This is a genomic window from Paenibacillus piscarius (genome assembly GCF_022234545.1).
Classification (GTDB): domain Bacteria; phylum Bacillota; class Bacilli; order Paenibacillales; family Paenibacillaceae; genus Paenibacillus_AQ; species Paenibacillus_AQ piscarius.
In genome coordinates, this window is the sequence record NZ_JAIEUI010000009.1 from 58230 (window position 1) to 82190 (window position 23961).

19 protein-coding genes are annotated in these 23961 nt (G+C 56.5%); 12 read left to right on the forward strand and 7 right to left on the reverse strand.

The annotated features are described in order from the left end of the window. Window positions 1-103: 103 nt before the first annotated feature. Window positions 104-2134, forward strand: coding sequence for a beta-galactosidase (locus tag K1558_RS16045; RefSeq protein ID WP_238652624.1), 2031 nt, complete (start codon window positions 104-106; stop codon window positions 2132-2134). Window positions 2135-2193: 59 nt separating this feature from the next. Here K1558_RS16045 and K1558_RS16050 read toward each other — a convergent pair whose 3' ends face one another. Genes K1558_RS16050 through K1558_RS16060 form a run of 3 tightly spaced genes read right to left on the reverse strand, consistent with a single transcriptional unit; the run spans window position 2194 to window position 6167 of the window. Then, window positions 2194-3387, reverse strand: a complete 1194-nt coding sequence (locus K1558_RS16050) for a Ger(x)C family spore germination protein (protein ID WP_238652625.1) — start codon at window positions 3385-3387, stop codon at window positions 2194-2196. After that, window positions 3380-4483: a GerAB/ArcD/ProY family transporter gene (locus tag K1558_RS16055; protein WP_238652626.1), complete on the reverse strand. Its 1104-nt coding sequence runs from the start codon at window positions 4481-4483 to the stop codon at window positions 3380-3382. Before K1558_RS16055 ends, K1558_RS16050 begins: the two co-directional genes overlap by 8 nt. 37 nt (window positions 4484-4520) lie before the next feature. Continuing rightward, the gene (locus tag K1558_RS16060) at window positions 4521-6167 is read right to left on the reverse strand and encodes a spore germination protein (RefSeq protein WP_238652797.1); all 1647 of its coding nucleotides are present in this window, start codon (window positions 6165-6167) and stop codon (window positions 4521-4523) included. A gap of 236 nt (window positions 6168-6403) precedes the next feature. Between K1558_RS16060 and K1558_RS16065 the strand changes: the two genes are divergently transcribed. Next, on the forward strand, window positions 6404-6961 hold the full coding sequence (locus K1558_RS16065; protein WP_238652627.1) for an SLOG family protein: 558 nt from the start codon (window positions 6404-6406) through the stop codon (window positions 6959-6961). Between the two features lie 143 nt (window positions 6962-7104). Next, window positions 7105-8031: a DUF6612 family protein gene (locus K1558_RS16070; RefSeq protein ID WP_238652628.1), complete on the forward strand. Its 927-nt coding sequence runs from the start codon at window positions 7105-7107 to the stop codon at window positions 8029-8031. A gap of 105 nt (window positions 8032-8136) precedes the next feature. On the opposite strand, the gene K1558_RS16075 is transcribed toward K1558_RS16070, so the two are convergent. From K1558_RS16075 to K1558_RS16090, 4 genes are all read right to left on the reverse strand, one after another. Next, the gene (locus K1558_RS16075; RefSeq protein ID WP_238652629.1) at window positions 8137-8874 is read right to left on the reverse strand and encodes a hypothetical protein; all 738 of its coding nucleotides are present in this window, start codon (window positions 8872-8874) and stop codon (window positions 8137-8139) included. A gap of 123 nt (window positions 8875-8997) precedes the next feature. After that, complete coding sequence (locus tag K1558_RS16080; protein ID WP_238652630.1) at window positions 8998-9492, reverse strand: hypothetical protein; 495 nt, start codon at window positions 9490-9492, stop codon at window positions 8998-9000. An 87-nt stretch (window positions 9493-9579) separates the two neighbouring features. After that, window positions 9580-10995, reverse strand: a complete 1416-nt coding sequence (locus K1558_RS16085; protein WP_238652631.1) for a HAMP domain-containing sensor histidine kinase — start codon at window positions 10993-10995, stop codon at window positions 9580-9582. Beyond that, window positions 10983-11663 carry a response regulator transcription factor gene (locus K1558_RS16090; protein ID WP_238652632.1) on the reverse strand — a complete coding sequence of 227 codons (681 nt, stop codon included), beginning with the start codon at window positions 11661-11663 and terminating at the stop codon, window positions 10983-10985. The genes K1558_RS16085 and K1558_RS16090 overlap by 13 nt, the downstream gene beginning before the upstream one ends. A 147-nt stretch (window positions 11664-11810) precedes the next feature. On the opposite strand from K1558_RS16090, the gene K1558_RS16095 reads away from it, so the two are divergent. From K1558_RS16095 to K1558_RS16135, 9 genes are all read left to right on the forward strand, one after another. Next, window positions 11811-12524: a YceI family protein gene (locus tag K1558_RS16095; protein ID WP_238652633.1), complete on the forward strand. Its 714-nt coding sequence runs from the start codon at window positions 11811-11813 to the stop codon at window positions 12522-12524. 158 nt (window positions 12525-12682) lie between these two features. Then, window positions 12683-13075: a hypothetical protein gene (locus tag K1558_RS16100; protein WP_238652634.1), complete on the forward strand. Its 393-nt coding sequence runs from the start codon at window positions 12683-12685 to the stop codon at window positions 13073-13075. Window positions 13076-13456: 381 nt separating this feature from the next. Then, complete coding sequence (locus K1558_RS16105; protein ID WP_238652635.1) at window positions 13457-14455, forward strand: Gfo/Idh/MocA family protein; 999 nt, start codon at window positions 13457-13459, stop codon at window positions 14453-14455. Window positions 14456-14495: 40 nt separating this feature from the next. Beyond that, a complete protein-coding gene (locus tag K1558_RS16110) occupies window positions 14496-15419 on the forward strand; it encodes an ADP-ribosylglycohydrolase family protein (RefSeq protein ID WP_238652636.1) in 924 nt (307 codons plus the stop codon). Window positions 15420-15936: 517 nt separating this feature from the next. Then, the gene (locus K1558_RS16115; protein WP_238652637.1) at window positions 15937-17841 is read left to right on the forward strand and encodes a DUF2961 domain-containing protein; all 1905 of its coding nucleotides are present in this window, start codon (window positions 15937-15939) and stop codon (window positions 17839-17841) included. Between the two features lie 25 nt (window positions 17842-17866). Next, entirely contained in the window at window positions 17867-19270 is a 1404-nt protein-coding gene (locus K1558_RS16120) for a glycoside hydrolase family 140 protein (protein WP_238652638.1), read from the forward strand. 3 nt (window positions 19271-19273) lie between these two features. Next, complete coding sequence (locus K1558_RS16125) at window positions 19274-20896, forward strand: response regulator (RefSeq protein ID WP_238652639.1); 1623 nt, start codon at window positions 19274-19276, stop codon at window positions 20894-20896. Beyond that, window positions 20893-22722, forward strand: coding sequence for a cache domain-containing sensor histidine kinase (locus K1558_RS16130; RefSeq protein ID WP_238652640.1), 1830 nt, complete (start codon window positions 20893-20895; stop codon window positions 22720-22722). Before K1558_RS16125 ends, K1558_RS16130 begins: the two co-directional genes overlap by 4 nt. 289 nt (window positions 22723-23011) lie before the next feature. Then, window positions 23012-23959: an ABC transporter permease gene (locus K1558_RS16135; RefSeq protein ID WP_238652641.1), complete on the forward strand. Its 948-nt coding sequence runs from the start codon at window positions 23012-23014 to the stop codon at window positions 23957-23959. Window positions 23960-23961: the final 2 nt, after the last annotated feature.

Below are 23961 nucleotides of genomic sequence, written 5' to 3' on the forward strand. Positions count from 1 at the left end.
TTCCATATTATTATATGCGAGGTCATTAATTTTATATTTATAGCGATTCGGATAGAGGATACAATAAGAATATACTTATACTACTATAAAGGAAGTGTGAGATGTGATCAACGAGAGGCTGCCGAAGATCTGGTATGGCGGAGATTATAATCCCGAGCAATGGGAGGCCCCGGACTGGGCAGAAGATGAACGGATGTTCAAGCTGGCCGGTATTGATGTAGCGACCATTAATGTGTTCTCCTGGGCGCTGATTCAGCCGTCTGAGGATACGTATGATTTCACCGGTCTGGATGACATGATCGAACGGCTCTATAAGAACGGAACCTATGTATGCCTGGCTACCGGAACCGGCGCCCATCCGGCCTGGATGGCCCGCCGTTATCCTGAGGTGACCCGGGTGGATGTTCAGGGCCGCAAACGCAAATTCGGCGGACGCCATAACTCCAATCCGAACAGTGCAGTGTACCGCAAATATGCGGCGCTGCTGGCCGGCAAGCTGGCAGAGCGCTATAAGGACCACCCGGGACTGGTGGCCTGGCATATCTCCAATGAATACGGCGGCTATGACTATTCCGAGCAGTCCGAGGCGGCCTTCCGCGTATGGCTGAAGGAGCGCTACGGTTCTTTGGAAGCGCTCAACAAGGCCTGGAACACCCGCTTCTGGGGCCATACCTTCTATGATTGGGAGGAGATCGTTGTTCCGAATGAGCTGAGTGAGGAGTGGGGCGGCAACCGCACCAACTTCCAGGGAATCTCGCTGGATTACCGCCGGTTCATGTCGGACAGCCTGCTGGAATGCTACAAGCTGGAATATGAGGCCATCCGGGAGCACAGCACGGATATTCCGATTACTACGAATCTGATGGGCTTCTATCCGGAGCTGGATTATTTCAAATGGGCCAAGTACATGGATGTCATCTCCTGGGACAACTATCCTGCACTGGACACGCCGGTCAGCTATACGGCCATGACGCATGACCTGATGCGCGGCCTGAAGAGCGGCCAGCCGTTCATGCTGATGGAGCAGACGCCCAGCCAGCAGAACTGGCAGCCGTATAACTCCCTGAAGCGTCCCGGCGTGATGCGCCTGTGGAGCTATCAAGCGGTGGCGCGCGGTGCAGATACCGTGATGTTCTTCCAGCTCCGCCGCTCGATCGGGGCGTGCGAGAAGTACCATGGCGCGGTGATTGAGCATGTAGGGCATGAGCATACCCGGGTATTCCGGGAATGCGCCGAGCTGGGCCGTGAGCTGGAGCAGCTTGGCAGCGAGCTGCTGGATGCCCGCAGCGCAGCGCAGATCGGCATCATCTATGACTGGGAGAACCGCTGGGCGCTGGATCTCTCCAGCGGCCCGTCGGTGGCGCTGAATTATGTGAACGAGGTTCACAAATATTATGATGCGCTCTACCAGCAGCATATTGAAGCGGATATGATCGGCGTGGAAGAGGATCTGTCGAAGTACAAGATTATCATTGCCCCTGTAATGTATATGGTGAAGCCGGGCTTCGCGGCGAAGGTCGAAGCGTTCGTTCAGGCGGGCGGAACCTTCATCACCACATATTTCAGCGGCATTGTCAATGAGAATGACCTGGTTACGGTCGGAGGTTATCCGGGCGAGCTGCGCAAGGTGCTGGGCATCTGGGCCGAGGAGATCGATGCGCTGCTGCCGGGCATGAGCAATGAGATGGTAATGAAGCAGGACTGGGGAGCCCTGAACCGCTCCTATGCCTGCGGCCTGCTGTGCGATCTGATTCATGCCGAAGGCGCGGAGGTGCTGGCGGAATACGGCGCTGACTTCTACAAAGGAATGCCGGCCCTTACCGTGAACCGCTTCGGTGCAGGCCGGGCGTATTATGTGGCGACCAGCCCGGATGCCGCATTCCTGCGCGGGTTCCTGGCGAATCTGTGCGAAGAGAACGGCATCACTCCGCTGGTGAGCGCGCCGGAGGGCATCGAGTCGGTGCAGCGGGTGAAGGAGGGCGTCTCCTACCTGTTCCTGCTGAACCACAGCGCCGAGGAGCTTATCGCCCATATCGGCACCGGTGAACGGACCGATCTGCTGACCGGCCAGAAATTCAGCGGCCCTACGGCTGTTCCCGGCCGCGGCGTGCTGATTCTGTCCGACCGGTCTTAAATAACGGAAAGAAGCTGTCCCGGGCCATGAGGATATGGCCTGGGACAGCTTCTTTTATTTTATTGAGTGAAGGAGCCGAAGTCTGTAATCTCCAGCTTCACATCGATATGGACGGGCGTCCGGCTGAAGACCTCATCCCAGTGATCCTTGTATTTTCTCCATAACGCCGGCTTCTGGATGCGGAGCTTCTCCGAGAACCCGGCGGTATCGGCTTTATACTCCTTCTGCAGCTTGTGCATCAGCTTCTGCATCATTTGCTCCAGCCGTTTGGTGAACAGTTTCTCAGATTTTTTCTCATGATGGGTAGCTGACGGGTATTCACCTGTCCTCCAGCTCTCGCTCAGCCTTCCTTCTGTTTCCACCTTAACATCGAAGGCCAGATTACCGTCAACCAGCTTGGTTGTGATCGTGCTTTTGATCATTTTCAATTCATAGGTGATCGGCTCATTGTTCTCATTATACGTTTTGATGACACCCGCTTGGGCGGAGTTGTTCAGCCAGGTCAGACATTCGGTGTCCTCCTGATCCAGTGTCCCTACCCAGTGGCCGGTTTCCCCCTTGATCACTCCGGCGCCGGAGAATTCCGTCTCCCCGTTGGCCGTCACCAGATTCTGCAGCACAAAACTGCGTTTGGAGAACATGAGCGCATCCATTTTAGACAGAATCACCGGGTCCAGGACCTTACTGGTCCGCTTCTGATTGCGCAGCATGTCCCGGATATGGAAGGCAGGGATTACATTCTGCTGCTTGGAGTTGAGCGTCTCCTCGGCCCGGCCTTGGCTTAAGAACACCATGGTGCTGGGGCGGATGTCATTATCGCGGAGCACGAAGTCCAGTAACTGGTTCATCTTTTGCCGCTTGAGCAGCTCGGTAGAGATGACAATCACTTTGAGATGGTGGCCGATGATCGGCCGTTCCCGCAGGATGGAATACTGCCGGAAGATCTCCAGCACAGAATCACCGGTTCCTCCAACGTTCAGATAGGGCGCTCCGCTGCTGCTCTGGTTCCCGGGATTATCTATGCCGCCAACGGAATTGGCCGGGACTACCTGCACAGTGGCTGTAATCTGATTCCGCTTCGTATAGGTTGCGCCCTGATCCTCCATCTGCTGTTCAGTATGTGTAAGCTTTGGAGTATCCAGAGCCAGTCCGGCATACAGAGCCAGGTCCTCGATCTCCTTGCTGCTCCAGCAGGAGGTCTGTGTGGCCAGGATAAGCAGGCTGCAGAGCAGCAGCAGAATTCGTCTACACATGCTGCTTCAGCCCCTTCACCCGGACCAGCCAGACTACAGAGAGCAGCACTGGAACCAGGAAGAACAGCACTACGCCGATCTTACCGATGGTATCCCCGAGAGCGAACAGGTCGCTTAAGGTCCGTGGAGTCATTGCCGAAAGGAACAGCAGCGGAACCATAGTGTAAATCACCGGATGGATCTTAAGCTTGAAGGTCTGGGACACAGCGAGTGACGCCTGGAAAAAAAAGCTGCTGAAGTTACAGAACATCTGCATCAGCCAGATGACCATGAACGGGAACTCCATCCGCTCGAAGAAGAAGCCCGGCACCTCGAAGCTGCGCATCAGGTCGATGGTCGGCCAGGTGCTGGTAATAGGCGAATTAATGGATAAGCCGCCGATGACCATAACGACCGTCAGCAGATAGAGCATCAGCGGAACGGATAAGCCTCCCAGGATAGCCTTGACTGCCTGCTTGGGGTTCTGCATGAAGGCGACCAGCGTCATGGTAACTTCACAACCGGTGAAGACAAGCACGGTGGACTTGAGTCCTGAGAATACGGGGGCGAGGCCATTGCCCAGTACAGGACGCAGATGATCGATATCGAACAGCCGCAGGCTGAGCACGAACGAGATCAGCAGAATCATAATACTGATCGGAAAGACAATGGTGAAGACACGGGCAATAGAATTGATGCCTCCGTATACCAGATAGGTACTGAGCCAGAGAAAAGGAAGAATCACCGCCCAGATCGGAGTCCCCTCCAGCAGGAAGAACAGGGTGACCTCGGCCAGACTGCGGATCTCAAAGCCGGCGATAATAATGAAATAACCGATTAGCAGCAGGGACAGCGCCCCGCCGATGTACTTGCCGGTGAGCTTGCCTGCGTACTGGAAGACCGTTTTACCCGGGAACTGCTGGCTGATCTTCACCATGATGAATACAGCGAGCATAACAATAACTCCGCCGAGCAGGACAGAAATCCAGCCGTCCGGGGTCTTGACCTCCTTGCTGACGCTGCGCGGCAGCGTCAATATTCCTGCGCCCAGCAGCGTATTGTTCAGGAAAATGGCCGCTTGTGTAGCCGTGATTTTATCATCAGTACGTACGAACATGATACGGCGTTCCTCCTACCCGCACAGGCGCGGTTTATCATTTGCGTTGCTTCAGCCTGGTCTTCATCATCAGCGGTCTGCGTTTCATCAGCGCCATCGGGGCGCGGAGCAGCAGATCCTTCCAGTCGCTTAAGCGGAACGGCGAGATCGGCGTCAGATAGGGCACGCCGAAGCTTTTGAGCTTGGTCAGATGGCAGCAGATCAGCAGGAAGAACAGAATTGTCCCGTACATCCCCAGCACGGAAGCGAACAGCATCCCGGCGAAGCGTAGCATCCGCAGGGTAATTCCGGCACTGTACATCGGAATAGAGAAGGAAGAGATTGCGGTAACGGCTACCGTGATGACCAGGAAGGGGCTGACGATACCGGCCTGTACGGCAGCATCGCCGATGATCAGACCGCCGACGATCCCCATCGCCGGACCGATCGGCTTCGGCAGCCGGATGCCGGCCTCCCGCAGAATCTCAATCGAGACCTCCAGGATCAGCACTTCTATTAATGAAGGGAAAGGTACCCCCTGCCGCGTCTTGATGATCGTAATCGCCAGCTCCGTGGGAATCAGCCCCGGATGGAAGGAGATGAACGAGATGTACAGCGCCGGAGCCATTAAGGCCAGGAAGGAGGCGGCAAAACGCAGCAACCGCAGCAGCGTGCCCGGCAGCCAGCGCTCGTAATAATCCTCGGGTGACTGCAGCAGCATACTGAACGTCACCGGAGCAATCAGTGCGAAGGGCGTGCCGTCCAGCAGAATAGCGACTCTTCCTTCCAGCAGGGCCGCGAGCACCCGGTCCGGCCGTTCGGTGTTCTGCAGCTGCTGGAAGGGGCTGAGATAGTTATCCTCAATCAACTGCTCGATATAGCCGGATTCGGCCAGGAAATCCATATCGAGCTTGCCGATCCGGTTTTTGACCTCGTCCAGCAGGTCAGTGTTAACGATATCCTTCATGTAGGCGACAACGATCTCCCGTTCGATGGCGGTTCCTGCCCGGAAGGATACCATCTCCAGCTGATCGCTAAGGCCCTGGCGGCGCAATATAGAGGTGTTCTCGCTAAGCACTTCCGTGAAGCCCAGTCTCGGGCCGCGGAGCAGCGCTTCGGAGACCGGCTCGTCTGCCTGCCGGCTGGGAGCACCGGGCATCTCGATCAGGAGACCGCAGGGCAGCCCTTCGATCAGGAGGGCAGCATGGCCGAAGAGGACAGACTTATTGAAGTCCCTGATATGCTCTTCCTGTCTAAGTTCGCTGAAGGGAAGACGGTGTCCGGCCACTTCAACAGAAGACTGTGGAGCGGCAGGCATCTCATACATCAGGTAATGCATGACTTCCATACTGAGCAGCCGGTCGCTCTGCATCCCGTCGACATGGATGACGATTCCCTGCACACCTGTTTTCGCATTTGTGAATGCTCTGAAATGGACATCGCTGTTGTTGCCGATGCCGGATTTAACCGCCTGCAGGTCTGCCTGAAGATTACCGGTGAACCGGGCGGCGCTCTCCTCTGGAGCCTGCGCGGGCTGCTGCTGCGAAAGGGTTCTTGCGCCGTATCCGATCTGGCCGCGTCCGCTGCCGACCAGCTTGTAGAGTGATTTATAGACATAGGCCAGGAGCAGCGGAACAAGCATAGCCACACCCGCCTGGGCGAAGATTGCCCAGCCGGGTATATAGGATAGAATCATACCGAACAGTGTAATCATCCCCAGCTTTCGAATTTGGGTATAACGGAGCACGAGTTTTCATCTTCATGCAGTTTTCCAAACTTTATATAAAATTACTCATTATTACCGAAAATAATTTAGCCCTGAGGGGCCGGCTTATATGCTCCCCGGGTCCGGAAGTCTTGCCAAGCGAAATAAGATATAATGCATAGAGTACAGGTTGTTCTATACATTCCGGAATGAAGCAGTCAGGAGAGAGACGGCATATGAAGACTTTACTGGTTACGGGCTATCGCGCGCATGAGCTCGGCATATATGACAGCAAGCATCAGGGCATCCCTTATATCAAAAAAGCGCTGGCCAGCCGGATCCTTCCGTTCCTGGAGGAAGGGCTGGAGTGGGTCATCACCCCCGGCCAGTACGGCGTTGATCTGTGGGCCTGCGAGGTGGTGCTGGAGCTGAAGCGCACATACCCGGGGCTGAAGCTGGGGATTATTACCGCCCATGCGTCCCCGGAGGAGAAGTGGAAGGAAGAGAAGCAGAATGAGTACCGCCGCATCGTGGCCGGTGCGGATTACTACGGTGCTGTAAGCAATGCTCCTTATGAGGGGAGCTGGCAGTTCAGGGCAAGGGATGATCTGCTGTTCCGCAAAAGCGACGGCCTTCTGCTGTTCTACGACGAGGATGCTGCGGAGGGCAGCGCGAAATTCACCAAGGAGCGGGCGCTGAAGCTGCAGACGGAAGGGGATTACCAGCTCTATGTGATCCATGCGGAAGAGATTCAGAACATTGCCGATGAAGAGAGCCGGGCCGGTTATGAATGAGAAAAGGGCTGAGAATTTAAGGCTTGTCCCATACAGGGGCAAAAGTCATAGTTTTTAAACAAGTGATTTAAAGCCACCCTCCTTTGGTTATATACATGACATGGCTTACACTACTTGCCAAAAATACTTAGGAGGAATCGATCTTGAAGAAATGGACTACGTTACTTATGGGGGTTATGCTGTCGGTTGCTCTGGCTGCTTGCGGCAATAACGAGAATGCCAAACCATCGGAAGGTGCTGCAACGGCTGCACCTGGAGGAAACGCGGCTCCGGAAGCATCGGCATCTGCTGCGCCTGCTGAACAGACATCAGACGGCGTTCCAACGGTAGATGAATTGATTCAGAAGTCGGTTGCTGCATCGGCTGATCTGAAGAGCTATGTAATGGAATCGCAGGTGAAGCAGAAGATCAACATTAAGACGGCCCAAGGGGATAACGCGCAAGACACCGATATGACCACGAAATCCGAGTTCGTTAAGGAGCCGCTGACGATGCATCAGGAGGTGCAGATGAAGACGGCCCAGGGCGACCAGAAGATTGAGCAGTATGTGACGAAGGACGGCTTCTATTCGCAGATGAACGGACAATGGATGAAGATGCCTGCTAACATGGGTGAGCAGGTCCTTACCGCTATGCAGCAGTCCGCGAACCCTGAGAAGCAAATGGAGCAATTCAAGGCACTTACCGATAAGACGAAGATCACCGAGGAAGGCGATAGCTACCTGCTGTCTGCCGAGGTATCCGGTGATGACGTCAAGGAGCTGGCGAAGACTTACATGAACCAGACCGGAAGCTCCGACCAGCAGATGGCTGCCATGATGGAGCAGATGAATATCAAGAGCATGAATATCGCTTACGCGGTGGATAAGAAGACTTACTTCCCGACCCGTACCGATGTAACCATGGTCATGGATATGACCAGCGGCGACCAGACGATCTCGATTGATATGGATATGAAGGCAACCATCAGCGATCACAACAAGGTAGATGAAATCAAAGTGCCGCAGGAAGCGCTGGACGCGAAGGAATTGGAGATGCCGACAACTCCGTCCGCTCCGACTACTCCGTAATACGGCTTAGCAAGCTGCACAATCGTGCAACCAACAGAAACGGCACTGCCATCCTTAGAAGGACGGCAGCGCCGTTTTTTGGCGTATGATGTTGGCTAGATCATTCTAAAATTTGAACGAATTGCTGATAAGACCATAGGCTGCTCCGGCAATGACAGATGTGATCAGCTGGTAGAAAATATATCCGGTCACAATGTTGGCGATAGCAATCAGGTACAGCGTGTCTATTCCCCGGCCTCCCGCTGTGTTCAGCGGATACTGGAACAGGACGGTGTTCATGCTGATGAACACGAACAGGAACGACAGCGCAAGCAGCGTATTGGAGAACGAGTACACGCTGAAAATCAGGAACAGGATGGCCAGAACCTGCAGGGCAACCGCAGGTACGAGCAGTGTGCCCAGCCTTGTAATCAGCAGCTTGGGATCGAAGCTGACCTTCTCCACCCGGAGAATGGCGTAAACGGCTCCGCAGGCAATGGCAAGACCCGCTGCCGCGAATAGAAGCGGCTTCAGGAAGCCGGGGCCGAAGATGGCCGAGACATCCCATTTGATGAACAGGATGAGGAAATACAAAGCCGTCAGGATGGCCGTCAGTCCCATCGTGATCAGGCTGTTCATGAAATGCGCTGCCGGAATCTCTTTCATGATGGTGTACGGACGGGTCAGGACTCTCAGGTAAAAGCTCCAATATTGCTTGCCTACCGCTTGTGCCTGCTGCACACGTTCGTCTTTGAGCAGGTTATTGAACTGCTCGCTTACCTTGCGTTGGGGCTGCGGTTGCCCGGGTTGGTTGTTTGGCCCCTCGGGATTCGTGAAGGGCGTTCCGCCTTCGTGATTGTTCATGGCTGTTCCTCCTCGTGTAATATATGGGAATCACCTTGGCTTATAGTATAAGGGGGCCCGCCCGAAATATCTAGATTTTGCCGGGTATTTCTCCAATTTACATCGAAGTTGCGATCTGTTCCGTCAGTCTTCAGCCCGCACAAAGCCCTCTTCCGCCAGGTATTCGACTGCTTCTCCTTCTGTCTCGAACGCCATCTCCAGATGCAGCCCGGCATAGAGATACCACAGATCCTCCTCGAATTTCAGGCTCAGCGTATGACCGTCCGCATTCTTCCATAAGGAGGCGGTACCTGCGGCGTTCTTCTTCTTTTTGCGGGAGGGAGCCGGCGCTTCGGGAATGTAGGTCAACAGCGAATGGATGGAGGCATCCAGCAGCTCGCGCAGCTCTGCCTCTGAATAATCGCGGATATTCACCAGTCCCTTATCGTCCGTCTCGTAGCCCCGCAGCAGACCGGCGTAGACGAAGCCGTTGCCGTTCGGATGAATGTGGGAAGCCACAGTCTTCTTGTCATGCCGGCTCTGCTCCAGGTGATAATTCACCCGTCCCAGCGATACCTTCCGTGCTTCGAGCTGGGGGTAGGAATCAAGAATCGCTAATTTCTGTTCAAAAGTAAGCATATACAGCCTCCGGTTTCCGTGTAGAATCAGTTGATTATACCATGACCCGGCTCAGGGAACTACCGCCGCCCTGCGGTTCTGATCCATTCACCGGGCAAGCGGCAGCCGCAGTACGAAGCAGCTTCCCTGGGGCGGGTCGCTGCCCAGCTCCAGACTGCCGCCCATGGCCTCGGCCAGCAGTCTGCTGAAGGTCAGGCCGAGGCCGAGACCGCGCAGCACACTCTGTTTGCCGGAGCTGCGGTAGAAGGCCTCGAAGACCCGCTCCCGGCTCTCCGGGGGAATGCCCGTACCATTATCGGCCAGGGTGATCTCCGCCATGCCGTCCGGGGCTTCGTTGAGGGTGAGCCGGAGCTGGAGCTTGCGGCCCTGCGCTTTCGCCTGCACGCTGTTGTTCAGCAGGTTCACGACGATCTGCTGAAGACGTATCGGGTCTCCGCGGAGCAGCAGCGGAGTCTTAGGCAGCTCCACGATGGGCGTGCAGACCTCCCCGCTCTGGGTCAGCTTCCACTGGTAGAGAATCTCCTCCAGCAGCGGAGCGGCCTCCAGCTCATCGTGCCGTACAGCGACCATGCCGGCGGTCAGTGCATTGTAATCCAGCAGATCAGCCACCATGTGCTGCAGCCGCCCGGCTTCCTGCAGGGCGATATCCAGGAACTCCCCGGCTTCCTCCCCTTCGACGACTCCGTCGCGGACCGCATGGAGCAGTCCTTTGATGGAGGTGACCGGGGTCTTAAGCTCATGCGACACACCTGCGAGCATGATGGCCCGTGACTGCTCGAACTGCTGGAGCTTGCCTGCCATCTCCTGGAAGGATACAAGCAGCTCATGGATCTCCCGTTCCTTGGCCCGCGTATCCAGCACGATATTGTACTGTCCGCCGCTGATCTGCGCTGCTGCGGACGCCACCCGCTTCACCGGCTTGGCCAGCTTGACGGACAGAAGATAGATGGTCAGCCAGCTTAAGCCGATCAGGAAGATAATGATAATGGAGAAGAAGGTGATCTCCTCCTGCGGAATATGACGGAGGGAGCGCTTGGACTGTAAGACGAAGACTTGTCCGAGTACCCCCTGCCCGCTGTCAATCTGTGCCGAGGCCGCCTTGTATTCCGAATTGCGCGAATTGCTCAGCGAATCCTCCAGCTTATAGCGCATCTGCTCCCCGGTCATGGGCGGCTGGGAGAACAGCAGCTGCCCTTCCGTGCCGGTGATAATCACGCACATCTCTTCGTTCACTTTGAAGAAGCGCTTGCGGTCCTCGACCAGCTTGTTCAGGCTGGGCACAATCTCCAGCTTCCCGTCTGTGCCCACGCTGCGGTCGGCAATCTCCTGGGCCAGGAGACCGGTTGTCTGCATCCGGTTATCCATCGCCTCCTGCTGAATCCACCAGAAGGTGAACAGCGCAGCCAGCAGCAGCCCGATGCTGATAATCAGCAGGTAGCGCAGGGTCCAGTAGAAGAGGATGGAGGTCGGTTTTCTCTTCCGTCCTCGTCTCATGTTGTCCATAATTGATAACCCGTTCCTCTCAGTGTGCGGATCTCGCCTTCGCTACCCGGCCAGTGCGAGAGCGCCTGGCGCAGTCTTTTGATCGAGAGATCGACCGCCCGGTCGCTTCCGTCATAATCCATCTCCCACACATGCTCCAGCAGCTGGTCACGGGTGCAGATCTGGTTCGGACGCTCGGCCAGGAACAGCAGCACGGACATATCGCGCGGGCTGAGGCTGACCTCGGCTCCGTTCAGGAAGACACTCCGGGCCGAGAAATCGATGAACAGGCTGCCGTAATGGCGCTTGCGGCTGCCGTCCGACCACTGCGAAGGGCGGCGAAGCACCGCCCGGACCCGGGCGATGACCTCCTCGGGGATGAAGGGCTTGGACATATAATCGTCCGCTCCTCCATCCAGGCCCGCCAGCCGGTCCTTGATCCCGTCCCGGGCGGTGAGCATAATGACGGGGCAGCTGCTCCGCTCGCGGATCAGCCCGAGCAGCTCGAAGCCGTCCATCTCCGGCAGCATAATATCGAGCAGGACCAGCGAAGGCGGAGCTTCCTCGAAGGCTTCCAGGGCGCTCTGCCCGTCTGCGGCCCGGGTGACGTGGAAGCCCGCCTTGCGCAGATAGGCAGCCAGCACCCTAGCGATGGCCTCCTCATCCTCAACGATCAGAATGGATTGCATAAGCTTCAGTCCCTTTTATGATTAAAATTAGGACCATTCTATCATATTCCCGGCCTGTCCGCTTTGACTTATTCCCGACATATTGCTCTGGTAGAATGGGATTCAGCTGGAACAAGCAGAGACCCAAAATGGGATGGAGGAGATCTTATGAAGAAGAAAACCATTGCTATAACCGCAGCTATCGTCGTCATTGCAGGAGCCATTACAGCCTTCATATTGGTGAACAACAGCCTTGGCAACAAGGTGGAGATTGAATCTGTAATTCCTGAGCAAGCCCAGGGCAGCGGAGCCCAGAAGGAAGGGACCGCCAATGCGGCTGCTGCTGCGGCTGCTGTAACGCCGGAGCAGCTGAACGGAACCTGGAACATTACAGAGCCTTCCAAGGTCTACTGGTCCGTGACCACATCGAAAGAAACCGTGAATTTCGTAGACCCCTCGGTGAAGGGAACCTGGAACGTGAATCTGGACGATGCCTCTGCAATGACCGGTGAAGGGTCGGTCGACATGAACGCGCTGGATTCAGGAACCGCCCCGCGGGACGAGCATGTCAAGGGAGCGGACTTCCTGTCCGTGGCAGAATTCCCGGAGGCCACCTTCACCGTGAAGTCCTTCTCGGAGCTGCCGAAGAAATGGACCGAGGGAACGGCGGTGCCGTTACAACTGCAGGGTACGCTGACCGTGAAGGGCATCGAGAAGGACGTGACGTTCGACTCGCAGGCCGCATACAGCGGCGGAGAGCTTAAGCTGTCGGGTACGACCACCGTAACCTTTGAAGACTTCGGCCTCAGCAACCCGCATTCCATCGTACTGAGTACCGAGAACAATCTTGAGGTGCGCCTGGAGCTTGTGCTTAAGAAATAATATAGAAGCTGGAAAAGACGAAGTTGGAGTGGACCCTCCCCGTTGCCGCGGATTTGCGGCTGGCGGGGAGGGTTTTTGATGTAGCTTGGGGTTGTGCGGCGGCGGGTGGGGCGGATGTAAGTGAAAAAGCGAATACATTGGGCAGGCGCGGATCGAATGTGCGGAATGTAATCGAAAAACCGATTACATTGGGCCAGCACGTGGCGTGTGACCGGAATATAATCGAAAAACCGATTACATTGGGCTGGCGCGGGGCGTGTGACCAGAATGTAATCGAAAAACCGATTACATTGGGCTGGTGCGGGGTGTGTGAGTGGAATGTAATCGAAAAACCGATTACATTGGGCCAGCGCGGGGCGTGTGACCAGAATGTAATCGAAAAACCGATTACATTGGGCCAGCGCGGGGCGTGTGACCGGAATGTAATCGAAAAACCGATTACATTGGGCTGGTGCGGGGCGAATGGCCGGAATGTATGCGAAAATCCGAATACAATCGCTGCTGCTGCGTTGAGGGATGGGTGCAATGCTCTACCGTCCGTAACTTTTTAGGGAAATCCTGCAAGAAGTGCAACAATGCTGCGTAATAGAAGAGACCTATGCTGAAATCTTGCATGAAATGCAACAAAGCCAGCGCTAGCATGCTCTAATCCCCGGAATTCCTGCAAATGATGCAACAATGTACCCTAGCCAGTAACAATTTTTAGAGAAATCTTGCAAGAAGTGCAACAATCTACCCACCATATAAGCGGTCGGTGATAGAAGACTCTCATAAACTGGCGAGCGGTAGGATGAGCAACGCTATGAAAGCATCCTTCACATTTGCCATCTGTATGGAGCTGGAGGGTCCCGGCGGGATGTAGACATGTACACACCAGGGAGATTTTGATAGAATCAGAGGGACCTGAGCTTCATGAAGAGGAGGATTTGACTATGGCAGAAGATAACGCTTACAAGGTAAAATGGGGCATTCTCAGCACAGGCTGGATCGCCCATCAATTCGCTACAGATCTGGCCCATGCCAGCAACGGGGTGGCTTATGCAGTCGGCTCGCGCTCGCAGGAGAGCGCCGATAGGTTCGCAGCGGATCACGGGATTCCTGTGGCATATGCCACCTACGAGGAGCTGGTCAACGATCCTGAAGTGGACGCCATCTATATCGGAACGCCGCATCCGTTCCACCGGGAGAACGCGCTGCTCGCGCTGCGTGCAGGCAAGGCTGTGCTGTGCGAGAAGCCTTTTACCGTGAACAGCGGGGAGCTGGAGGAGGTAGTCGCCTATGCCCGGGAGCATAAGCTGTTCCTGATGGAAGCGATGTGGAGCCGGTATATTCCGGCCCATGTGAAGGTGAGGGAATGGCTGGCCGCCGGGCGGATCGGCGAGGTGAAGCTGGTGAAGGCAGACCTTGGGTTCCGCTCCGAATGGAAACCGGAAGGACGTCTATTGAATCCGGCCCTCGGCGGGGGAGCGCTGCTGGATGTCGGCATCTATCCGGTCTCCTTCACTTCGATGGTCCTCGGCCCCCAGCCTGAGTCTATCTCCAGCACGGTTCATATCGGAGAGACCGGTGTGGATGAGCACTTCTCGCTGCTGTTGTCCTACGGGAATGGCGTAGCTGCTTCACTTAACGCAGGTATCCGCCTGAATCTGGACGATGAAGCTTATATCTATGGAACGGAAGGCCGTATCGTGGTCAATGGTACCCTGGTTAATCCGAAATCGGCCGAGCTCTACGTGAACGGCGAATTGGCGGAGAAGTTCGAGGATGACCGCGATTCGGTCGGATATTGCTTCGAGGCGGAAGAGGTAGGCCGTTGTATTCAGGCCGGACTTACCGAGAGCCCGGTGATGCCGCTGGATGAATCCGTCGCCCTGATGAAGCTGCTGGATGAAGTCCGGGCGCAGTGGGGACTGAAGTACCCCGGCGAATAAGGGCAGGAGGGAAGGAAGCTTCCGGAAAGGGGGAGTCCAAGTGACATTGACGATGGACCGTTATCAGGGCTGCCTGCAGGGGCTGGCCGCCGGGGATGCGCTGGGAACAACCGTGGAATTCCAGGCGCCAGGAACCTTCAAGCCAATGACCGATATGGTCGGCGGCGGGGTATTTGGTCTGCAGCCGGGGCAGTGGACGGACGACACGTCCATGGCGCTCTGCCTGGCGGAGAGCCTGCTTGCAATGCAGGCCTTCGATCCGGCGGATCAGATGCAGCGGTATGTGAAGTGGTACCGCGAGGGAGCGCTGAGCAGTACAGGCCGGTGCTTCGATATCGGCAACGCGACGCGTGAAGCGCTGCACCGGTATGAAGCCGGCGGTGAGGCTTACAGCGGTTCAGAGGACCCGTTCTCTGCCGGGAACGGGTCGATTATGCGGCTGGCACCGGTGGTGATGTACTATGCGGAGCAGCCTGCCGAGGCGATCCGCTATGCGGCGATGAGCTCAAGAACGACGCACGGGGCTGCCGAGTGTCTGGCTGCCTGCCGACTGCTCGCCGCGTATATCCTTGCGGGGCTGCACGGCTGGAGCAAGCAGGAGCTGACGGCGCCGGAAGCTTTTCGCGAATGGCTGGATGAGGATGTCCTTACACCGCATATGCTTAACATCCAGCAAGGCTCCTACAAGCTGAAGGAGCCGCCGCAGATTCAAGGCTCGGGCTATGTTGTGGAATCCCTGGAAGCGGCGCTGTGGGCATTCCATAAGTCCGCGAGCTTCGAGGAGGGCGCGCTGCTCGCCGTCAATCTAGGCAATGACGCCGACACCACCGGAGCCATCTACGGCCAGATCGCCGGAGCCTACTATGGCCTCAGCGGCATCCCGGCCGAATGGAGCCGCAAGCTGGCAATGCGTGAGCTGATCAGCGACTACGCGGGGCGGCTGTTTACAGAGCGGGTGCAGTAAGCGGAAATTAGTTGTGTGAGATAGGCTGGGTGCGTTTGTTGAGCGCTCCAGCCTATTTTTCGTGCAGAGCATCTGTACAACTAAATTTGCCGGGAACGGTTACTAATTGAGGGATTGAGCTACTTTAGATGTACGAAATGCAATTAAACGGATATTCGGCGGTACATCAGAGGATATAGCTGTACAGACTGCATTTAAGCTAATCGCTTGGAACTAGAATGTACCTTAATGGGGCAGGAGTGATGATATCAGGCAGATTTTGCAGCATCCATCGCCGACTTCTACGCTTGAATTGAACGCCGCTGATTGTATTTCCTGCAACAGAAAACTCATATTTGACCGTAACCATAAAACATACTATCCCTCCAGGTTGAACAGAACCGCCTAAAACTTGAAGTTTTTTAGGAAATCTCCGGTGGCGGACGGCAAAGTGCGCGCGCTAAGATGAAAGCACAGCAGCCCGGTAATTACGCCGGGTTAAGCCACTAAGAGCATTATTTTAAACGGAGGTTATCGCATGAGCATGGAACAAGCCGGTTCACTTAGAGGCATCGCCAATATGGAACGTTTTGATCTGCTGCCGCTGCTGCGGGACGGCGTGCAGGTGCATTATGAGGGGAGCATCGACAAGCAGGGCTACAATGCCGACTGGGATTGGTGGCTGTACCGGGAAGGGGAGGAGTGGGTTATTTTTGACTGTGACGGCCCGGGGTGCATTTATAATTTTGTTCAGCACAGATATCCCGACAGCCCAGAGCCGACGTTCCGCTTCTACTTCGATCATGAGCGGGAGCCGCGGTTCGTGATTAAGCCGTCAGAGTTCGGCAGCAAAGCGCCGTTCCTGAAGCCGCTGGCGGACGCCTACCTGGGACCGGAGGACGGGGGGCGGGGCCCGATCCGGGTCGTGCGCAGCTTTGTGCCGATGCCGTTCGTCGGGTCGTGCAGAATTACCTCGGATATCCGGCTGAAGGGTGCGGGGAAGGGTGACGGGGGCTGGGGTCATGTCGTGTATCATACCTACAGCTCAGCGGAAGACATCGTAACGTTCACGGGAAAAGAAGACTACAGCCGCCTGACGGCCATGTGGAGCGCGGCCGGAACAGATCCGAAGCCGGACGCCGTTAGTGAATCCCGGCTGCACCAGGAACTCGTGCTTGAACCCGGCGCAGCGGCCATCGTACTGAACGAAACGGCACAGGGCAGCGTTGCTTCCATTCAGGCCATACCGGAGGCGTTTACCCCGGAATTGCTCGCCGATGTCTGGATAAGGGCAACCTGGGATGGGCATGAGCGCCCGGATATCGATTGTCCAATTGGTATTTTGTTCGGCAACGAGCTGGGGCAGAACCCGGTTGGCGTGCTGTCCCACGGGATTACGGGGGACGGGCGGGGATATAACTATTTTGCCATGCCATATTGGGAGAGCGCCGTGATTGAGCTGGTCAACAAAGGTCAGCAGACAGTCACGTTCAAGGAGTGGGAAATCCGGGTCACACAGGAGCGGAATCCGCTCTATCAGCGCGGCCAGACCGGTTACTTCCGCTCTTCGGAGTACTACAGCCGTAAGGCGTCTCCGGGCAAAGACAGCATCATCGGCCGGCTTAAGGGTCGCGGGCATCTGGTGGCAGGCCATGTGACCGGATATACGCGGAGGCCCGGGATGATCAGCTGCGAGGGCGATGTGCGGGTGCATATTGACGGCAGCTCTACCCCGCAGGTGGAGAGTGACGGCTCCGAGAGCTGGGTCTGCTACGGCTGGGGCTTCCCGACGCCGCCTGAGAGCAATCCTGCAAGCGCCTATGACGGCTTGCCCGACAATCCCTGGTCCATGGTCCGGCTGTGCAGCGGGGACTGGTATCCGTTCCAGACGGAGCTTGTCTTCGGGATTGAAGCCGGGGAGTTTAACAACCAGTATCTGGAGCATTCGGGAGCGCTGCTGTATTACGGCGTAGATGAACCGGGCATGGTGCTGACGGATGAGCTCGACATCGGCAGCAAGGCGTCGGAGGGCGTGCATGAGTATAAGAGCGAAGGCAGCCGGGGCTACTACACGCTGGAAAGCTATTACGAAGGCGACGAGGATGATGTCGTTATCGCCGACACCGGGCATGAAACGGAAGGCGCTAGTGAGTTCACCGTGACGGTGCACGAAGACAACCGCGGCGTCAGGCTGCGGCGCAGAAGCGATCAGATGACCGGGCGGCAGAAGGCGGACGTCTTGGTGGACGGCGTCAAGGTCGAAGAACGAAGCTGGTATTATCCGGACCGCAACCCGTACAAACGCTGGCTGGAGGATGAATTCGATATCCCGGAGAAGTATACGGCCGGCAAAAGGCATCTGCGCATCCGGCTGGAATTCGTCCAGGAAGGCGAAGCCAGGGTCTGGAACGAATTCAGGTACCGGGTGTACTCGATGCTGTAGACCATACAAGGGGCGTGACGAGGAGATGGAACACACGAACTTAAGCAACGAGTCTGAGTCTGATTTAAAAAATGCTTCGCTAACGCGCACGGAGCCCGGCAGCGGCATACACGGACTGAACCCGCTGCGGGTCTCCGCGAACCGCCGCTACCTGGAAACGGCGGACGGCGCTCCGTTCTTCTGGCTCGGGGACACCGCCTGGGAGCTGTTCCACCGGCTGAGCCGCGAGGATGCGGAGCTGTATTTGCAGACCCGCGCCGGGCAGGGGTTCACGGTCATACAGGCGGTGCTGCTCGCCGAGTTCGCGGGAGTCACAACCGGCAATGCCTATGGGCGGCTGCCACTCGGTATGGATGACGAAGGCCTGCCCGATCCGCTTCGCCCTGATCTGGACGGCCCTTATTCCTACTGGGACCACGTGGATTACATCCTCGACACCGCAGAACAGCTAGGACTGTACATCGCCCTTCTGCCCACCTGGGGCGACAAGTTCAACCGGATCGGCGGCAAGGGGCCGGAAATTTTCACGGCGGATAACGCGGCCGCTTACGGCAGATGGCTTGGGGACAGGTACAAGACCCGGGCCAACGTGATCTGGGTGCTGGGGGGCGACCGGACGCTGTCCACAAGCCGCCATTTCAATGTGGTGAACGGGATGGCCCGGGGGCTGAAGGAAGGCGGAGCGGAGCAGCTCATGACCTTCCACCCCAAAGGGGCGGAATCCTCGTCGCACCATCTGCATGACGAGCATTGGCTGGACTTCAATATGATCCAGTCGGGGCACGGAGAACGGGAGATCACCAATTACGCCAGAGTGCAGAGTGACTACGCCAGGGAGCCCGTCAAGCCGACAGTCGATGCCGAGCCCTGCTATGAGGATATTCCGGTCGGTTTTAATGAAGAGAACGGCTATTTCGACGCAGCCGACGTCCGCCGGGCCGCTTATTACGCGATGTTATCCGGCGCGTTCGGCCACACCTACGGCCATCATTCGGTATGGTCAATGTGCGAAGGCCGGCATGACCCCGCCGGGTTCACGGAGCCCGGTGCCTTCTTCATCATGTCCTGGCGCGAGGCGCTCCGCCGTCCGGGCGCGGAGCAGATGCGGCATCTCCGCAGGCTGCTGGAGCCTCATCTCGGAAGCGGGCTCGTCCCGAATCAGGCGCTAATTGCTGCTAACTTTGGCGGCGCCAACTATATGACTGCTGCACAAACTTCTACAACCGCTTTCATTTATTGTCCGAACGGCTTGTATGTCGATGCCGCCATGGGTTATATTGAGGGCAAGGAAGCCGTGGCCTCCTGGTACTCTCCCAGGGAAGGGTTGATAATCCCGGGGGAACGGGTGCCGAACGAAGGTATACAACGCTTTGCTGCCCCGAACAGCGGAAGAGGAAATGACTGGGTACTCATACTAGAGGGGGTCTGAGGCATGTATAAGGTGATGATCGTCGAGGATGAAATGCTCGTTCGGATCGGGCTTAAGAATTCGGTCGAATGGAGCAAATTCGATTTGGAAGTTACTGCCGATTTTCCGGATGGCCAGGCTGCTTGGGATTACTACGAGCGCGAGAAGCCCGATGTGGTCATTACCGATATTTGTATGCCCAAGATGGACGGCATGGAGCTGATTGCCAATATACGCAAGACCGACAAGGACACGCGGGTCGTCGTACTGTCCTGTCTGGAGGAATTCGAGCTGGCGCGCAAGGCGCTGGCTCTTGACGTCTCCAGCTATATATTGAAGCTGACGATGACCGAGCAGGAGATCGAGGATGTGCTGCGGCGGGTCAGGGAGGAGCTGGACCGCCAGGAGGACCGGAGCGGCGGACGGGAGGAGCCCGGCGTATCCTTATCCAGCCTGGAGCTGGTGAAGGAGAAAATGTTCAAGGATTTCCTGTTCTACCGGATCTTCTCGGCGCAGGAATTCGGCCGCTTCGCCGAGCAGAGCGGGCTGAGATTGTCCCCGGTGCGGCTCGCGGTCTGCGTGATGGAAGTGGACCGCTATGCGCTGCTTAAGGAGCGCTTCCGCGACGAGCACGGCCATCTGGTGAAGATGTCCCTGCTCAATATGCTAGGCGAGATTCTGTCTGCCCACCGCAGAGGGGAAGCGTTCCAGATCAACGACCGGCATTATGCGCTCGTGTTGCCTTTTGCCGACATGCTGTCCGAGCAGGCGATCGTCAAGGAGATCGGGAGCATTCTCGGTCATATCCAGGAGATGCTCTCCCTGTATTTCAACAGCTCGGTATCGTTCGGCATCAGCGGCATCCGCGGCGGCTACGAGGCGCTGCCGAAGCTGTACGCCGAAGCGCAGCACGCGCTGGAGCACAAATTCATCTCCGGACCTGGACTGCATCACCGCGGCAGCCGGCGTCCCGACCCGGCAGGCGTGCGGACCCGGCTTGCTCAGCTGCGGAATAACGCCTCCATCCGCGAGCTGCTCTCGCCGCTGAAGCAGAAGGAATACGACGCCTATCTGGATGTGTTCGGGCGGGAGATCGAAGGGGACCGGAAGACGCTGGAGATGATGTTATTCCAGTTCGTCCAGTGGATCAGCACCAATCTGTACGATGACAGCCATAACGAACAGACGCTGCTGATCAGCATCACCGAGAACCTGGAGGACTGCGATACGCTGCCCGATATGCTGGACGAGGTAAATGTATATATCGAGACGCTGGCCGAACATATTAGTAACCGCTTACAGATGAGCGATGAGATTACACGGGCCATCCAATACATCAAACGCCACTACACGGAAAATATCAGCCTGCAAAACGTTGCCGACCATGTCGGCCTGAGCTTCAGCTATTTAAGCAATCTGTTCCGTAAAGAACTGCAGATTTCCTATATCGATTATTTGAACCGTTACCGGATCGAGCGGGCGAAGGAGCTGCTGGCCGGGAGCCAGCTGAAGTCGTCCGATGTCGCCGTCCAGGTCGGTTTTTCCCCGGAATATACGTATTTCAGCAAAGTGTTCAAGAAAATAACGGGCCTTGGCCCGAATGAATACCGCAGACAGCTGCTGTCCGGGCCGAAGAGGAGAGCATGAAGTCCCTCGCCAGGTCGATGTTCTCCTCCCGGTCGCTCCGGACGCAGCTCATCGTGTATATTATGGTGATCAGCCTCGCCGTGCTGGCCGGGGCTTCTTATTTTATTTTTTCGTACATGCAGCGCATGGTCAAGGATCAGAACGAACGTCTCCTCTATCAGCAGTTCCAGCAGCTCGACCACAACATCACGGGGCTGGTGAGCGAGGTGGACCGGCTGTCGCTGCTGTTCTTAAGGGACGATAGCATCCAGCGGTTCCTGTACAAAATATCCGAAAAAACTGAAATTGAATTCCTGGAATCCAAAAACGACGTCCAGCGCGTCATCGCGGATTTCATCGATAATTACAGCTACATTGATTCGGTGTATATTACGGCGGATAATCTGGGCGTCGTCGGCGGGAGCGCAACCCGGACGCTTGTCTATTCCAAGGAGGAGTGGCAGCAGAGCTTTTTCTCGTCAGAGCCCTTCCGCCGGACACTGGAAATGTACCCGAAGCTGATTATCGAAGCCGGCATTCAAAAATCGTTCTATAACCCCTATCTGACCGGACCGGACAACGGGCATCTGATCAGCCTGATGCGCGGCACGCGCGCCATCTACGATCCGACCACCAGCGCCACCCTGATCTTCAACATCGACGAGCGGTACCTGGTCTCCATCTATGCGACTGCGCTCAACAAGGCTGAAGGGGATATGTACATCGTGAACGGCAGCGGACGGATCGTCTCCTCCAGCGTGCCTGAACGGATCGGGACGAGCAGCCCCTTTGTACCGGACGAGCAGGAAGGTGTGCAATACGGCAGCTTCGACGGTCATTCGGCCGGGCGCAGCGTCCAGGTGGTGTATTACAAGCTCACGGACGGCGGCTGGTATCTGCTGAAGGAGATTCCCTTAAGCCAATACTCCGAGCAGATTTACGGCGTGCAGCGGATGCTGGTCATTGTTTTTATACTCAGCGTGCTGGTCATCTTCATCGTCTCCTACTTCTGGCTGCGCCGGATTATCAAGCCGCTGCATCTGCTCTCGCTTAAGATGAAGGATATGAGCCGCGGCGAGCTTGGCGTGACGCTGGACCATATTCCGAACAACGAGCTGGGCACGGTCATCCGCCGGTTCAACGAGATGTCGCTGAGCATGGTGGAGCTGGTGGACAAGAACAACGAAATTCAGGAGAAGAAAAGAGAGCTGGAGATCGAAGCGCTGCAGTATCAGATCAATCCGCATTTTCTGTACAACACGCTGAACATGATCCGCTGGATGGCCGTTATCGTCAAGGCGGACAATATCGTCCAGACGATTGTGGCGCTGGGCAATATGCTGCGTCCCGTCTTCTCCAGCAAGGATTCTATGTGCACGCTGCGTGACGAGCTGTCTTATCTGGATAACTACATGAAAATTATCAACATGCGCTTCAACAACAGCATCGCCTTTGAGGTGGAGGTGGATGAGGCGCTGATGGATTGTCAGGTGCCCCGCTTTATTCTGCAGCCGCTCCTGGAGAACTCGATCGCTTCCGGCCGCCAGAATGAAGAGCTCGCCATCCGGATCGGGATCGGGGCCGAATTGTCCGGGGAGACGCTGCAGCTGATCGTAACGGACTCTGGAACCGGACTGGACGTAGACAAGGTACGGGAGCTGAACGATAAGCTCGCGACAGGCGAGTCGCCCAAGCCGGGCGGCGGGGGCAGCGGCATCGGCCTGAACAATGTGAACAAGCGGATTCATCTGTATTACGGCCCGGACTACGGCGTCCATTTCGTGGCGAGAGAGCACGGGGCGGAGGTGCGGGTCAGCCTGCAGGTGAGGAGTGGCCGGGAGGACTAACAAGGCTGAATTTAGAGAACCAAAAATTTAAGTTAAAGGAAAAGTGGCGGAGGGGAATTTTGGAACTGGAGGAGCGGTTCAGTTAATATACAAGCTTTCAAGCAAGCCGCTGATCCGGCGTGACGCTTGAAAGCTTTTTTGTTCAAGGTATTCGCGAAATCGTTCAAGCCGGGGCGGGAGCGGGCCGCTTTTTTTCAAGAGGAACGGAAGATCTTTCATTCAAGCCTCTGTTAGAAAGCGCTATCATGGAAATAAGCAAAGAGACAGAACAAGGAAAAGGAGAAGCGCCATGGAGTACACCTACACCGCCAAGTCCAAGCCCGTCAAGGCCAAAAAGCGCGCCAGGCTACTGCGCAAAGACGGGATTACACTGCTGCTGCTGGCCCTGCCGTTCGTGCTGTTCACCTTCGCGTTCAGTTACGTGCCGCTGTTCGGCTGGATTTACGCCTTCTTTGATTACAAGCCGGGCATTCCGCTGAGCCATTCTGCATTCCTGGGACTGGAGAACTTCCGCTCGATGCTGACCGATCCGCGGATGGGACCGGTGCTGGTGAACACGCTGGCCTTAAGCCTGCTGTCCATCGCGACCGCGCCGATTCCGATGCTGCTGGCCATCCTGATCTCGGAGGTGCGCTCCGGCTGGTTCAAGCGGCTCGTCCAGACCGTGTCGACGCTTCCCCACTATATCAGCTGGATTATCGTATTCTCGCTCGCGTTCAGTATGTTCAGCACGGAAGGGGCCGTCAACTCAATCATGACGAAGACGGGCATTGGCAGTCCGCCGGTGGACGTACTGGGCAACTACGAACGGGTGTGGACGGTGCAGACGATGCTGCTGCTCTGGAAAGGGGTCGGCTGGAGCGCAATCATCTACCTGGCCGCCATCGTCGGCATCGACAGCGAGCAGTACGATGCAGCCAAGGTGGACGGAGCCGGACGCTTCCGCTCGATCTGGCATATCACGCTGCCGAGCATTATGCCGACCTTCATCGTGCTGCTGCTGCTGTCCGTCAGCAATCTGCTGTCCGCCGGCTTTGAGCAATACCTGATCTTCAGCAACGTCATGATTGCCGACCGCATCGAGGTGCTGGACCTGTATGTGTACCGGCTCGGGCTCGTGACGGGGGACTACTCCTACTCAACAGCCGTAGGGATCTTCAAGACCGCCATCAGCGTGATTCTGCTCTTCACCGTCAACTTGCTGTCGAAGAAGTTCCGCGGTCAAGGCATCGTATAACG